Source organism: Corynebacterium aurimucosum (assembly GCF_046895345.1).
Lineage (GTDB): Bacteria > Actinomycetota > Actinomycetes > Mycobacteriales > Mycobacteriaceae > Corynebacterium > Corynebacterium aurimucosum_G.
Genome location: NZ_CP160096.1, coordinates 76,440 through 90,036, shown reverse-complemented (window position 1 = coordinate 90,036; position 13,597 = coordinate 76,440). Strand labels below are relative to the sequence as shown.

The 13,597-nt window shown below is 58.4% G+C and carries 15 protein-coding genes and 2 tRNA genes; 11 read left to right on the top strand and 6 right to left on the bottom strand.

What is annotated here, in order from left to right; all coding sequences use genetic code 11:
- The first annotated feature begins 19 nt into the window (after window positions 1-19).
- The 5 genes from ABZS45_RS00450 (at window position 20) to ABZS45_RS00430 (ending at window position 3,760) form a co-directional block, all read left to right on the top strand.
- Window positions 20-472, top strand: a complete 453-nt coding sequence (locus ABZS45_RS00450) for a hypothetical protein (RefSeq protein ID WP_412100161.1) — start codon at window positions 20-22, stop codon at window positions 470-472.
- On the top strand, window positions 462-854 hold the full coding sequence (locus ABZS45_RS00445; protein WP_412100159.1) for an ImmA/IrrE family metallo-endopeptidase: 393 nt from the start codon (window positions 462-464) through the stop codon (window positions 852-854). Before ABZS45_RS00450 ends, ABZS45_RS00445 begins: the two co-directional genes overlap by 11 nt.
- Before the next feature lie 22 nt (window positions 855-876).
- A complete protein-coding gene (locus ABZS45_RS00440; RefSeq protein ID WP_412100157.1) occupies window positions 877-1,629 on the top strand; it encodes a hypothetical protein in 753 nt (250 codons plus the stop codon).
- Between the two features lie 261 nt (window positions 1,630-1,890).
- On the top strand, window positions 1,891-2,991 hold the full coding sequence (locus ABZS45_RS00435) for a tyrosine-type recombinase/integrase (protein ID WP_412100156.1): 1,101 nt from the start codon (window positions 1,891-1,893) through the stop codon (window positions 2,989-2,991).
- A gap of 136 nt (window positions 2,992-3,127) precedes the next feature.
- Entirely contained in the window at window positions 3,128-3,760 is a 633-nt protein-coding gene (locus tag ABZS45_RS00430; protein WP_070443437.1) for a hypothetical protein, read from the top strand.
- On the opposite strand, the gene ABZS45_RS00425 is transcribed toward ABZS45_RS00430, so the two are convergent.
- On the bottom strand, window positions 3,761-3,946 hold the full coding sequence (locus tag ABZS45_RS00425; RefSeq protein ID WP_070443435.1) for a PspC domain-containing protein: 186 nt from the start codon (window positions 3,944-3,946) through the stop codon (window positions 3,761-3,763).
- Between the two features lie 127 nt (window positions 3,947-4,073).
- Here ABZS45_RS00425 and cmrA point away from each other — a divergent pair, with 127 nt between their 5' ends.
- A complete protein-coding gene (cmrA, locus tag ABZS45_RS00420) occupies window positions 4,074-4,886 on the top strand; it encodes a mycolate reductase (protein WP_070644644.1) in 813 nt (270 codons plus the stop codon).
- A gap of 47 nt (window positions 4,887-4,933) precedes the next feature.
- Here cmrA and ABZS45_RS00415 read toward each other — a convergent pair whose 3' ends face one another.
- Complete coding sequence (locus tag ABZS45_RS00415) at window positions 4,934-6,478, bottom strand: alanine/glycine:cation symporter family protein (RefSeq protein WP_070443432.1); 1,545 nt, start codon at window positions 6,476-6,478, stop codon at window positions 4,934-4,936.
- A 268-nt stretch (window positions 6,479-6,746) separates the two neighbouring features.
- On the opposite strand from ABZS45_RS00415, the gene orn reads away from it, so the two are divergent.
- From orn to ABZS45_RS00395, 4 genes are all read left to right on the top strand, one after another.
- On the top strand, window positions 6,747-7,379 hold the full coding sequence (gene orn / locus ABZS45_RS00410; RefSeq protein ID WP_307890509.1) for an oligoribonuclease: 633 nt from the start codon (window positions 6,747-6,749) through the stop codon (window positions 7,377-7,379).
- Between the two features lie 48 nt (window positions 7,380-7,427).
- Window positions 7,428-7,500, top strand: a tRNA-His gene (locus ABZS45_RS00405).
- A gap of 190 nt (window positions 7,501-7,690) precedes the next feature.
- The gene (locus ABZS45_RS00400; RefSeq protein WP_395419165.1) at window positions 7,691-8,551 is read left to right on the top strand and encodes a siderophore-interacting protein; all 861 of its coding nucleotides are present in this window, start codon (window positions 7,691-7,693) and stop codon (window positions 8,549-8,551) included.
- A 27-nt stretch (window positions 8,552-8,578) separates the two neighbouring features.
- The gene (locus ABZS45_RS00395; protein ID WP_070443426.1) at window positions 8,579-9,124 is read left to right on the top strand and encodes a DNA-3-methyladenine glycosylase; all 546 of its coding nucleotides are present in this window, start codon (window positions 8,579-8,581) and stop codon (window positions 9,122-9,124) included.
- A 42-nt stretch (window positions 9,125-9,166) separates the two neighbouring features.
- Here ABZS45_RS00395 and sucD read toward each other — a convergent pair whose 3' ends face one another.
- The 3 genes from sucD to ABZS45_RS00380 all read right to left on the bottom strand — a co-directional run bounded on the left by sucD (window position 9,167) and on the right by ABZS45_RS00380 (window position 12,674).
- Window positions 9,167-10,045 (bottom strand): succinate--CoA ligase subunit alpha, encoded by an 879-nt coding sequence (gene sucD, locus ABZS45_RS00390; protein WP_070729980.1) that lies wholly within the window; start codon window positions 10,043-10,045, stop codon window positions 9,167-9,169.
- Between the two features lie 8 nt (window positions 10,046-10,053).
- Window positions 10,054-11,226: an ADP-forming succinate--CoA ligase subunit beta gene (gene sucC / locus ABZS45_RS00385; RefSeq protein ID WP_395419220.1), complete on the bottom strand. Its 1,173-nt coding sequence runs from the start codon at window positions 11,224-11,226 to the stop codon at window positions 10,054-10,056.
- A gap of 218 nt (window positions 11,227-11,444) precedes the next feature.
- Complete coding sequence (locus tag ABZS45_RS00380) at window positions 11,445-12,674, bottom strand: L,D-transpeptidase (protein ID WP_070729985.1); 1,230 nt, start codon at window positions 12,672-12,674, stop codon at window positions 11,445-11,447.
- 289 nt (window positions 12,675-12,963) lie between these two features.
- On the opposite strand from ABZS45_RS00380, the gene ABZS45_RS00375 reads away from it, so the two are divergent.
- Window positions 12,964-13,036: transfer RNA gene (locus ABZS45_RS00375), tRNA-Lys, on the top strand.
- Window positions 13,037-13,075: 39 nt separating this feature from the next.
- Here ABZS45_RS00375 and ABZS45_RS00370 read toward each other — a convergent pair.
- Window positions 13,076-13,591 carry a 2'-5' RNA ligase family protein gene (locus ABZS45_RS00370; protein ID WP_412100155.1) on the bottom strand — a complete coding sequence of 172 codons (516 nt, stop codon included), beginning with the start codon at window positions 13,589-13,591 and terminating at the stop codon, window positions 13,076-13,078.
- Between the last annotated feature and the right edge of the window lie 6 nt (window positions 13,592-13,597).

Sequence of the window (13,597 nt, the reverse complement as noted above, 5' to 3'; positions counted from 1 at the left end):
TGCAACTAATATCTAAATCATGAACTTTGAAACATGGCTAACCGAGCTAATAGGCGAGGACACCCGCCGCACCGCCTCATCTAAAGCAGGGATGGCAGAGAGCACCCTCTCCCGCCAACTTTCCCGCGGGCACCTCTCGCCTGAGATGGTCATCGCTTTATGCCGCGCTTACGACCGCTCCCCCGTCGCAGGCCTCATCCAGACTGAATACATCAACGACTACGAGCTACACGGCCCAGACGTAGAGATAGCCCTCCGCGAAGCCACAAACCAACAGCTCCTGAACGAAATCATGCGCCGCTCCGACCCTGAGGCTCGCTACCTCTTTGGCAACGACGGCGACGATGACGCTATCGGCCTAGCCCCGCATCTCACCCCCGTGTCCGACGCGTCTGATTCAATGCCGCTCAGTGCGGTTGCTTACAGCGGCCCCGACGAGGATGCGGAAAGGAATGATGCCTATGACGACTAGCGCGGTAGAGCTGCACCTCCTAGCGGAAAGCATGGGTGTGCAGCTACGTCGCCACTCCGGCGGGCCACCCGGCTGGTACGACCACCACCGGCGCATTATCAGCACACGGCGCGGGCAGTCCATCGGGCAGTACAAAAGCGTCTTGGCCCACGAACTCGGCCACGCCGCCCATGGCGACACCCCAACCGGAAACGGCCACTATGACCAGCGCCAGGAGCGTCGCGCCGACGAATACGCCGCCCAATTACTCATCTCCCCCGTCGACTTCGAGACCGCCGCCGCGTGGCACCAAGGGCACCTCCCCGCCATCGCCGACGAACTAGAAGTCACCAAACACATCCTCAAAACCTGGCAATCTCTCCACGAAAGACAAGCAGCCTAACCCCTGGAAGGACAATTCCATCATGACCCCTACCCCTTATTCCGAGTACGGCAGTCAGCCCACCCCTCCATCCCGTAAGCCACCCACGTGGAAGAAAGTGCTCGCTTGGAGCGCAGTGTTCCTCGGCGTGATTGTCATCCTCGGAAACTTATCTTCAGGTGGTTTCCGAGGGTTTCTCGCGGGCGTGTGCGCTGGGCTAATCTTCCTCCTACCTGGAGCGTGGTACCTCCTGCATGAACGTCGTGAAGCCAACGGAGCTACTCCACTAAATCGCCGCTGGTGGTGGATAATCGCTGCCTGCGTCGGACTCCTCTTCCTAGGAGCCGCCATCAATCCCGAGACAACAACTAAGCCAAAGGATTCCACAACAAGCAAGACTTCAACCACTCCGGAATCCACCACATCTTCAATGACGCCTACAAGTTCGGAGCTTGCGCCCACGTCGACGACTAGAACGACTGAACCGTCCTCAGCTGCACCTTCGACCTCCATCTCGCAGGACCCAACGACCGAACAACCCGCACCAGCCCCCGTCCCACAAGAGCAACCGGAACCAGAACAAAACACTCAAATTCAGCAATTCGCTCCGGCCCCTGAGATTCAGGAAGAAGCGCCAGCACCTGCCCCGGCACAGCCAGCCCCGGCCTACTCCGGAGGCGGCAATTCTGGGTCGTGCGCCGACATCGGACACAAGGTATACCGCGGCGACGGTATCTACCTCCCCAAGCATGACAAGGACGGCGACGGCGTGGGCTGCGAATCCTACCCGGGTTAAACCAGCCCCTGCCCCGCACTTACGTCTGATGGTGGACTAAACAACCCATAAGGAACTGCCCCGTGGAGCTGTGCTCAACACGGGGCGTCCTGGCCCAACGGGGGGATGTGGGCCTAGCAACAGCATAAAGCAAGACCGGCCCTGGCGCTCAACATGTGGAAGTGGAGGAGCACCAGGACCGGGATACACGAACCCCAAACAAGGGGTCGGAGTTGTCGCCCGGGGCGTTCTTTCAGCCCTGGCTAACAAGGAGAAAGCATAATGGCAAGCATCAAGCCCTACAAGACCGCAAAAGGCAGGGCGTGGCGCGTACAGTACCGCTCCCCTGATGGCAAGAACCGCACCAAACAAGGATTCAGAACAAAAAGCGCGGCACAAGCGTGGGCCGATAAGAACGCCACCACCATCCGCGAAGGTGAATGGATAGACCCCAACGCCGGGAAAATAACCGTCGGAGAACTCGGGGCGCGCTGGCTCGCCATGCAAACACACTTGAAACCATCCACGATGCGGACAACGGAGCAAACCTGGCGTATTCACGTCGAACCACGTTGGGGAGACACACCAATCAGGGCGGTGTTGTCGTCTGAGATTCAGCACTGGCTATCAAGCACAGATAGGTCTGCATCAATCGTGAGGAAGAATCATGCGATGCTGTCCCAAATCCTTGATATGGCGGTGCGTGACGGGATTGTGAAGACCAACGCGGCGAAGGGTGTGGCGCTTCCTAGGAAGGCGAAAGCGCGGAAGGTGTATTTGAGTTGGGAGCAGCTAGCCGTGTTCGCTAACGAGTGCGGCACCAATGCCCCTATCGTGTGGCTGCTGGGCACCGTAGGTTTGCGGTGGGGTGAGCTTGCGGGCTTGCAGGTCCAGGACGTGGATGTGCTGCGTGGGCGTATCACTGTGCGGCGTAACGCGGTGACTGTGGGGTCTGGGGTGGAGGTGGGTACGCCTAAGACTCATGAGGCGCGGGTGGTGGCGGTGCCTAGGTTTGTGATGGATATGCTGGTGCCGTTGATGGATGGGAAGGGTCAGGATTCTTGGGTGTGGTGTAGGTCTGATGGGTCACCGTTGCGGGTGCCATCATCAAATACGTGGTTTTATTGTGCGCTTGGACGGTGCATGGATAGGGACGACGAGTTCCCGCGTGTGACCCCGCATGGGCTTCGGCACGTGGCGGCGGGGTTGATGATTTCGTCGGGGGCGCATCCGAAAGTGGTACAGCGTCAGCTTGGCCATGCGAGTGCGGCGATGACGTTGGATACGTACGCTGATTTGTGGGAGGACGATTTGGATGCAGTGGCAGGCCGTATGGATGAGAGTTTTTCGGAGGTCGTGGAATTGTCGTGGAAATTGGCGTAAAGGTTGTGTTTACGCTGGGCAATGGGGTGTTTGTCGCGGGTTCGAATCCTGCTGGGGGCACGCAGGTCAAGGCCACTTTCTAGGGCTTCACTAAGCCTCAGAAAGTGGCCTTTGGGCACAGATTGGACTCTCTTCCATGGACATCACCCTCGCGACTTTTGACCACGCCCCGGAATCAGCGCTGCGCGGTATGCGCTTCGCTAACGCGTGGGTACCGGCACCAAGCTATGCGGCATCACGCCGCGCGGTGCTCACCGGACAATATCCACAGCGCGGAGCCACAACGCGCATCACGGAGATTTTCAAGGCCGCTGGCTTCGAGGTTCGGGAGGATACCCAGCCAGCTTCTTCGCAGGTCTTTCGTCTTCTCGAACAGCCGAACCCCCAGCTACTGGACACCCTCGATGGTGTGGTGGCGGTGTCTTCCCTGCAGGGAGATAAGGCCGCCATGTCCCTCCTGTGGCCCGGGGTTGCAGAATCCGGAGAGTGCACAGAGCTCGTCTCCCCGCTCGACTTGGCACCCACGCTCGCGGCGATCGCGGGGCTCGATGTGCGCCCCAACGCCCCGCTGTCTTTCGATGGGCTCAACTTGGTGCCGGTCCTCCGCTACGGGGCATCCGGGCACGCGGCTCTCTTCTTCGACAACGGCGTGCGCATGCAGGACGCCGTGCTTGTCGACGACTCCGCCACCCCACCCAGCGCCTTGCCGCGCTTGCGCGAAGAGTGGGAAACGTGGAAGCGGTTCATGGCTCTGGGCCCGCTGCAGTAACTACTCCACTGGGATGACAACCCAGAGGATGAGGTAGAGCAGAATGCCTGAGAAGCCCAGTAGGGTCGCAACAACGAAGAGAATGCGCACCAGGGTCGGATCAAGGTTGTAGGTGTGTGCGATGCCGCCGCACACACCTCCGAGCATCGTGTCAGTTGTGGAACGGGTCAAACGTTGGTTGTTCATGATCTCTCCTTTCACCTTCCATTATCCAGAGTTGGGACTGAGGATTCATCGGTGTTTACCCTGATTTAAACCCTGATTGCTCTACGCTGGGTGGAGACTTCCCACCCTGAGAGAAAGGATGCCGCTTATGGCTCACTCCCCTGGGCTGCCCGCCCCTACCCGCTCCTCCTACGCGCTGTTGACCGGCGCTAGCCAGGGAATTGGCGCTGCGATGGCCAAGGACCTGGCTGCCCGCGGTTATAACGTCATCCTCGTCGCACGCCGCGAAGACGTCCTCGAATCCATTGCTGCGGACCTGCGCTCACGCCACGAGGTAGACGCCATTGCGCTGGCAGCGGACCTCTCCGAGGCAGCGGACGTGGACCGCGTCATCGAGTTCATGGCGGGCAAGGAAATTTCCATCATCGTCAACTCAGCGGGTATCGCCAGCTTTGGCAAGTTCATGGATCAGGACTGGGACTATGAAACCCGGCAGTTCGACCTCAACGGCAAGGCCGTTCACCGTCTGACGCGCGCTGCTCTGGAGCAGATGCTGCCGCGGCGCAGCGGCGCTATCTGCAATGTGGGCTCGGCGGCGGGCAACGTTTCCATTCCAAACAATGCCACCTATGTTTTCACCAAGGCAGGTGTCAATGCCTTTACTGAGGCCCTGCACTACGAGCTCAAGGGCTCCGGCGTGACCTGCACGCTGCTTGCCCCTGGCCCGGTGCGCGATGCCGTCATCCCCGAAGAAGAGCAATCGATCGTGGACAAGGTCGTCCCGGATTTCTTGTGGACCACCTACGAGTCTTGCTCTGAAGAAACTCTGGAGGCCATGGCCCGCAACCAGCGCCGCGTGGTCCCCGGGCCACTTTCGAAAGCAATGAACGCGCTGGGTAAGATTGTGCCCACCCCAATTGCTGCACCGCTCATCGGTAGCTTCTATTCGAAGATGGCTTAGAACACCACAATGCCCGCTCTCCTGTTTTAAAGAGAGCGGGCATTGCTTTACTTACCTTGGAGCGGCGATTGCTCCGCGATAGCTTTCTGCGCGGCTTCCTGCCGGGCAGCCTTGCGCTCTACCCAGAACTCTGCGTTCTTGATTCCCAACGCCTCTGGGTCAAACTGCGGGTCCTTGCCAGCAGCCTTCTGTGCGCTGTAGTCCTTGAGGCACTTGAGAGCCGGGACCTGCAGGAAGAGGATGGCGATGATGTTAAGCCATGCAGTCGCGCCAACGCCGATATCACCCAGCGCCCAGGCTGCACCCGGAGTCGTGGTAGCTCCGACAATCACGGAGACCACGAGGAGAATGCGCAGGAGCCACACCAGCGCGCGACGGGTGGTCTTGTTGCTGATCCAGCGGTTGAAGTAGGTCAGGTTGACCTCTGCCATGTAGTAGTAGGCCAAGACGGTAGTAAAGGCAAAGAACGCGATGGCGATGGCAATGAAGCTCGGTCCGAAACCTGCCAACAGGGTGTCTAGACCGTGCTGGACAAAGCCCGGACCCACCTCAACACCATCCGGGATAGAGCCGGCATAACGCACGGGACCGTCCTCAGATTCGCCCTCGAAGACCTTGTACATGTCGGTAGAGATGATGATGAAGGCGGTTGCGGAGCATACGAAGAGGGTATCGATGTACACCGCGAAAGCCTGAACGAACCCCTGCTTAGCTGGGTGGGACACCTCCGCGGCCGCAGCAGACTGCGGACCGGTACCCTGACCAGCCTCGTTGGAGTAAATACCGCGCTTGACTCCCCACATGATGGCCGAGCCCAACAGGCCGGAGAAGGCCTGCTCGGCGCCGAAAGCAGACTTAAAGATCATGCCGAAGACTTCGGGAATCTGGTTAAAGTTCATGATCAGAATGATGATGGCAAAGAGAATGTAGGCAGCCGCCATGAACGGAACCACGAGGGACGCGAAGTTCGCGATGCGCTTGACACCACCGATAATGATGATGGCTAGAATCCCGCCCAGAACCAGGGCAGACCAGCCGACTTCAATACCCCAAGCGTTCTGGACTGCAGCGGCCACGCCGTTCGCCTGGATACCAGGCAGGAAGTAGCTGGTGGCCAGGATCATCGCAATGGCGAAGACGATGCCATAAACCACCATGAATGGTCCGGCCTTAGTGTGCTTGTAGGCCTTCTCGATGTAATAAGCCGGGCCACCACGGTACTCACCGGTGTCCTGGTCCTTCTCCTTATAAACCTGCGCCAGAGTACATTCCACAAACGAGGTGGCAGATCCCAGCAGGGCCACGGCCCACATCCAGAACACCGCACCTGGTCCACCGAAGGCAATAGCCGTCGCTACACCAGCGATATTGCCCACGCCGACACGGCCCGCTAGCGAAATCATCAGCGACTGGAAGGAGGAGACACCCGAATCGGAGCTTTCACCATCCTTCAGCTGCTTAATCATGTCCGGAATGCAGCGTACCTGCAAGAACTTGGTGGCCACGGTGAAATAGATTCCCGCGCCAAGACACAGAAAGACTAGTGCTGGTGACCAAATCAAAGAGTTGAGGGTGTCGAGAAAGGCTGACATCGGTAGGTTACCGTCCTTCGCAATATGTGAGTGCCGTCACGTTAAAGGCTGACCTAATAATGCCCTTCCACGACGACTTTCGTGCGTGAAATCATAAAAAAGTTGAGAAGGCGCCACCCTCAACATTGACATCCAGCACAAATCCCCAGCACATATCGATTAAGAGACCGATTTCGATAAGCACACTCTTCCCCCACCCCCACTTACCCCCACCGAGCCAAGAGCGCGCGTTCCCGACCACGCCCCAAGAGAAACTATGGTGGAAGACATGAGTGATATCCCCGCTAAGAACGACCGCCTCGTCTGGATCGACCTGGAGATGACCGGGCTTGATCCGAAGCGCCACGTGATCGTGGAAGTTGCCGCCGTGATTACCGACGCCGAACTGAACATTCTCGACGAGGGCATTGACCTCGTCGTCCACGCCACGGAGGAAGAACTCGCGCAGATGGATGCCTTCGTCACCGAGATGCACGCGAAGTCTGGGCTGGACAAGGAGATTCGGGAATCTGCAATCACGATTAAGGAGGCAGAGGAGGCGGTACTGAAGCTCGTCGAGAAGCACTGCGACGCCAACCATCCGGCACCCCTTGCCGGCAATTCCATCGCTACGGACCGCACCTTTATTCGCGAATACATGCCGCGCCTGGACGCCGCGCTGCACTACCGAATGATTGATGTCTCCACAATTAAGGAGCTGGCACGCCGCTGGCACCCGCGGGCCTATTACAACCAGCCCGACAAGGGGATGGCACATCGAGCCCTGCAGGACATCATCGAGTCCATTCGCGAGCTCGATTTTTATCGCCGCAGCGTGTTCCGCACAGATAACGGCCCCTCCACCCCGGAAGCTGAGGAGCTCAAGGCGGCTACTACCAACGACTACCAGGCGTTTTTGTAAAACGGAGAACGTGGGTTAACCTGTATCTCGTTGCTTTCCGCAACGATGGTGGCTGTAGTTCAGCTGGTAGAGCACCAGGTTGTGATCCTGGGTGTCGCGGGTTCGAGCCCCGTCAGCCACCCCGAATAGACCCCGCATTCTGTTTGAGCAGGATGCGGGGTCAACTTTTTGCATTGAGCCCCAGCACCACCACACCGCACCACCAAGCCCCACAACGGGCCGGCCTTGAGTATGTTAGCCTTACCTAATTGTATAGTGCGTAGGCTTCCGCCAGCACAGCAACTCAAGTTTTTCAAAGGACAGTGATAACGATGGCTGGCCAAGCTAAAGAGGCAGCGCCGAAGCGTAAGCCCCGCAAGGCGCATGAAGCAACCGTGACTGGTCGCCACCAGGTCTCTCCGGATTTGATTCGGTTGAGCATGAACTCTCCGGCTTTTGTAGGCAAGGAGCTGGAGTTTACAGACCACTACATCAAACTGTTGTTTGTGCCAGAAAATGCTGACTACTCTTGGCCGTTTGATATCCAGCAGATTCGCGAAGAGCAGCCACGTGACAAGCAACCGACTCTCCGCACCTATACCCTGATTAACCTAGACCCGGAGACCGGGGACTTCGACGTTGATTTTGTCACCCACGGTGATTCCGGTCTGGCTGGTCCGTGGGCACGAGTCGCTAAGGCCGGAGAGAAGATCGGCTTCCTCGGCCCAGGTGGCGCGTGGGGACCTGCCGAAGAATATGAGCACTTCATCTTCGCCGGCGATGAATCTGCGGCACCGGCCATCGGCGCTGGTCTGCGCCACCTCCCTGAGGGCGCGACCACTACGGCCTTCATCGAGATCGAAGACGAAGACCGCAAGTTCGAGCTGCCCACCCGCGAGGGTGTGGAGATCGTCTGGGTAATCCGCAACGGCGCTACCCACGGCACTGAGCTATCCCGCGTGGTACGCGAGGCTGGTATCCCCAAGGAGAAGAAAACCAGCTGGTTCATCCACGGTGTCGCCGAGATGATCAAAGAGCTGCGTCGCTTCCTTTTCGTGGAATCTGGAATTCCCAAGGAAGACGTTTCTATCTCTGGCTACTGGCGTATCGGAATGACTGAGGACCAATGGCAATCCTCCAAGCGCGAATTCAATGCAGAGATTGAAGCAGAGGAAGAAAGAGCTAAGGCCTAACGCTTGTTTTCACGTTAGACTGCGGCAATGATCGATTTCACCGACACCGCCGACGTCGTTGCTCCCCAGCTTCTGGGCACGGTGCTCACGCACAACGGCGTTTCAGTACGCATCACGGAGGTCGAGGCTTACCTCGGCGCAGACGATGAGGCCTCACACACTTTTAAGGGCCGCACGCCGCGCAACGCAGCCATGTTTGGCCCACCCGGGCGCCTCTACGTCTACATGTCTTATGGCATCCATCGGAACGGCAATATCGTCTGCGCGCCCGAAGGCACCGGTCAGGGTTGCTTGCTCCGCGGCGGAGAAGTCATCGACGGGCTAGACATTGCCTACCAGCGCCGGGGCGACACGGATTTTCATAATCTCGCCCGCGGCCCTGGCAATTTGGGCAAGGCCTTAGGATTCAGCCTTGAAGATAACGGAACCCCGGTAAAACTTGGCGCACGCGAAGAGGAGCCCGAGTGGGTCCGCGGGCCGCGCATCGGCATCTCAAAGAACCAAGACGCCGCGCTGCGATTCTGGATTCCCTTCGACAAGACAGTGTCTCGACGTCGCGGTCTCCCCCGCTAGCCCCTACCGGCGCATGAGTCCTGAGACTCATGCGCCTTATCTTTAAGCCAAGGCTGCTCGCACCAGCTCCGCTGCCTGCGAGGGGGTCTTGCCCACCTTCACGCCGGCCGCTTCCAGCGCCGCCTTCTTGCCTTCTGCCGTACCAGAACCACCAGACACGATGGCGCCAGCATGCCCCATCGTCTTGCCTTCCGGCGCGGTAAAGCCCGCGATATACGCAATCACCGGCTTCGTGACGTGGTCCTTGATATAGGCAGCGGCATGCTCCTCTGCATCACCGCCGATTTCACCGATCATAATGATCGCCTCGGTATCCGGATCATTCTGGAAGGCCTCAATCGCTGAAATGTGCGTGGTCCCGATAATCGGATCTCCACCGATTCCCACGCACGTGCTAAAGCCAATATCGGATAGCTCGTACATCATCTGATACGTCAGGGTGCCCGACTTCGACACCAAGCCAATCTTTCCTGGGTTTGGCGCAGTCTCTGCCGGAATAATGCCCGCATTAGATTCGCCCGGTGTGTAGAGCCCCGGACAGTTCGGCCCAATGATGCGGGTTTTGGATTCTCGTCCCAGCGCATAGAGCTCAGCGGTGTCCTTCACCGGAATTCCTTCCGTAATGATGACCACGAGTTCAATACCGGCACGGATGGCTTCTTCCGCTGCGTCCTTAGTGAACTTTGCCGGCACAAAAATGACGGTGACATTGGCATCGGTAGCCTGCATGGCCTCACGCACGCTGCCGAAGACGGGAATCTCACGCCCCTCAATATCCACGCGCTCACCTGCCTTGCGCGGGTTGACCCCACCTACGATGGTGGAGCCAGATTCCAGCATGCGACGCGTGTGCTTCATACCTTCGGACCCCGTCATGCCCTGGACAATGATCCGCGAGTCTTTGTTGAGAAAAATCGACATGTCTACTCCTAGTTCGCCAGCTCCGCAGCCCGGTGGGCCGCAGCGTCCATGGTTTCAACTTGCTCCAGTTTGGGCAGGTGTGCGTCATTCAGAATCGTGCGTCCCAATTCCGCGTTGTTGCCATCGAGGCGCACCACGAGCGGCTTGGGTTCAATCCCCTCCGAGTCCAGGATTTTGTAGGCCTGCACGATGCCCTTGGCCACTTCATCGCAGGCGGTAATACCGCCGAAGACATTGACAAAGACCGATTTCACCTGCGGATCACTGAGAATCACTTCGAGCCCGTTGGCCATCACCTCCGCATTAGCGCCACCACCGATATCGAGGAAGTTCGCGGGCTTCGGCTGCGAAGAAAAATCCTCGCCGGCATAGGCCACGACGTCGAGCGTGGACATCACGAGGCCAGCGCCATTGCCGATAATCCCCACGGAACCGTCAAGCTTCACGTAGTTCAACCCCATCTTCTGCGCCTTGAGCTCCAGCGGATCGGTCGCCCCGTGGTCTTGGAGGTCCCGGTGCTCGGGGTGGCGGAACTGCGCGTTATCGTCCAGCGTGATTTTGCCATCAAGCGCGATGATCTCACCGCTCGATGTCTTGACCAGTGGGTTCACCTCTACAAGCGTGGCGTCTTCTTCCGTGTACACCGTGTAGAGCTTCTTGAATACGGGCACCAGCTTGGCGACGTCCCCCTCGTCAAACCCCGCCTCATACGCCATGTCTCGAGCGAGGGTGTCTGTCATGCCATCGAGTGGGGAGAAGCTGCGCTTAATCAGGGCATCTGGGCGCTCTTCGGCCAGCTTCTCAATCTCCACGCCGCCTTCTTTGGAGAGCATGGCCAGGTAACGGCGTTTGGTGCGGTCCAGGAGGATGGAGAAGTAGTATTCCGCAGCGATGTCGGCACCTTCTGCCACCATGACCTTGCGCACGGTGTGCCCCTTGATCTTCAGGCCTAGAATCTCATTGGCCTTCTCCGCGGCTTCCGCAGGACTGTGCGCTAGCTTGACTCCCCCAGCCTTTCCGCGCCCACCGGTTTTGATTTGTGCTTTGACCACGACCACCGGTGTCCCCAACTTCACGGCTGCTTCTTCAGCCTGCACGGCCGAGGTCGCAACGATGCCTTTGAGGGTGGGAACGCCATGAGCTTCAAAGAGGTCTCGAGCTTGGTACTCGTAGAGATCCACTTCTGCCTCCATCTTTGCAGTGAATAACTAGTTCTCCACAAGATTCACCAAAACAAAGACGTGATGCAAGCCACTTTGCAGAAGTTAAAGTATTACACTTCACACACTTTGCATTACATGCGCGCACGTCGCAATGCTGCCCGTTACAGCCATTTAGGCCACTGACGCCGAATTAGCTGTTTTAACTTTCGGGTGCACCCTGATCGATCCCCGGGGAGCTACTGATTAGCGGTAGCATTCCCCGCAGACCACGTCTCCCAGTCCATATTCCAGTCCCCTAGACCATCGAGCGCACTCAGCACACCACCGCCGGTGTTGGAAACCCTCACAATATCGCCGCGTTTGACCGTGTTTTGGAACCACTGAGCAGCCTCAGTAGTTACATTGATACAGCCGTGGGACTGGTTATAACTGCCCATCGCACCCACAGCCCAAGGCGCCGCATGGACATAGATTCCGGAATAGGACATCTGCGTCGCCCACTGAACGTCGGTCTTGTAACCGCCAGCGTCGAGAGCCAGGCCAAAGGTAGTCGAGTCCATGGTGAGGGACGGGTACTGGTCACCGATGATGTAGGCGCCGTTCGGGGTATCCCACTGGCCATCCCTGCCCATCGAGACAGGAATACGGCGCAGCACCTCACCATTCTTGAACACCGACATCATCTTCGTGTTGTTATCGATCAGCGTGATGACGCGGTCGCCGATAGTAAAGTTGGTTGAGGCATCCTCGCCGCCGTAGACACCGCCGCCGAGGTTGCGACCGTACAGGTCGACGTCAACAGTCACCTTCGTACCCGGCTCCCAATAGTTTTCCGGGCGCCAGCGCACCTCCTGGTTATTCACCCAGTAAAAAGCACCGTCGACGGCGGGCTCTGTTTTGACCGTAATAGCCTTTTCGGCCGCCTTGCGGTCAGTGACGTAGTTGCCAAAGCGCACGCCGATAACCTGACCCACGCCTACTTCGGAGTCCGGCAACGGACTCAGGGCCACCTCGGACACCCCTGCGGCCTGCGGGGTGGTGAACGTGATGGTCTTGTGGGTGCCATCTTTGTCCGTGGCATCGATGGTGTACGTGCGGTTATACCCCAGCACCTCAGCACTCTTCCACGTGGTCGAGTCCGAGGACAGCTCATCTTCCACTTCAATGCCAGCCTCGTTGGTCATCGTCACCGACTTCAGGCCAGCCGGGGAGTTCACTTCTACCGGTTCGGATGGATCAACATTGCTAGCACCGTCCTTGACGGAAAACTTCAGCTGCTTCGCTTTAGCGGCTGCCGAGGCCGACGCCTCCGCCGAAGCACTCGTCTGAGCATCTGCTTCCGATTGGTTTTCGGCTGGGCCAGAATCCGCGGCCCCGCCGATGGTGCAGGCGGCCAGAAGGGAAGCCGTTGCAACGAGGCTCGAGAGAAGTACTGCGGGACGTGCAGAAGGGAATAGAGAACGCACAGAAACCCCTAGCTCATAGAAATGATTAAAGACAATGACAAGAGTTCTCATAGCCTAACCGCCAGCGCACCTCTCAAACCAGTTGACGCCACCACCCTTAACCGTTTCGTTACCCACCCGTTGCGCACCCAATTCGCCCCTCCTTCAAAGCGGCCACAACGCCACCACCGAAGACCCCAATAAACCACCAACTACCTGGCGATTTTACCTTTTTACAAAGAGGGTGTTAAAGTTACATCTCGTTGCACGGCAGGCACTGAGGAAATCAGCAGTCACCGAGTAAACACAAGCGCCATTAGCTCAATTGGCAGAGCAACTGACTCTTAATCAGTGGGTTCGGGGTTCGATTCCCTGATGGCGCACAGTTCAACCCCCTTCATCCTTCGATGAAGGGGGTTTCCTCATTCCGTGGCCGCCCCAAAGACCTCCAGGCGCTGCGTCTTGGGCCGCCACCAGGCGGCAGATTCTGCCCTGAATTCTTTATGCTCCGGCCCGGCAATCTCATCGAGGACGCGCATATAGTCAGGCACCAGTGCCCGGGGCAGGCGCAGGCCCATCGTCAGATGCGGCGTCCACCGTGGTCCGCGCCCCTCGGGGTTCTTAGCGCTTATCTTCCGCGCCGCAATTTCTAGCTCATCGGTGGTCTCTAGAAGCCAGGCCACGGTCTGCTTGCTTTTCCTTCCGAAGACCACCGTTCCTACGCGATGAAATTGCGCCGGCATCAGCGGTGGGAGCAGGCTGCGAGCCTCGTCGACGACTGAAGTCTCGAGCACCGGCGCGAACGTCACCGTAATGTGTGGGCGCTGGTGCTGCACCGGACAGCCACGCTGAGCCAGGGCTGCGTAGACTTCCCGGATGGTGTTTTCATCCTCCGGGGTGAGGTACAACAGGAGGTTCTCGGGCGAATTTCGGCTCACACGGCC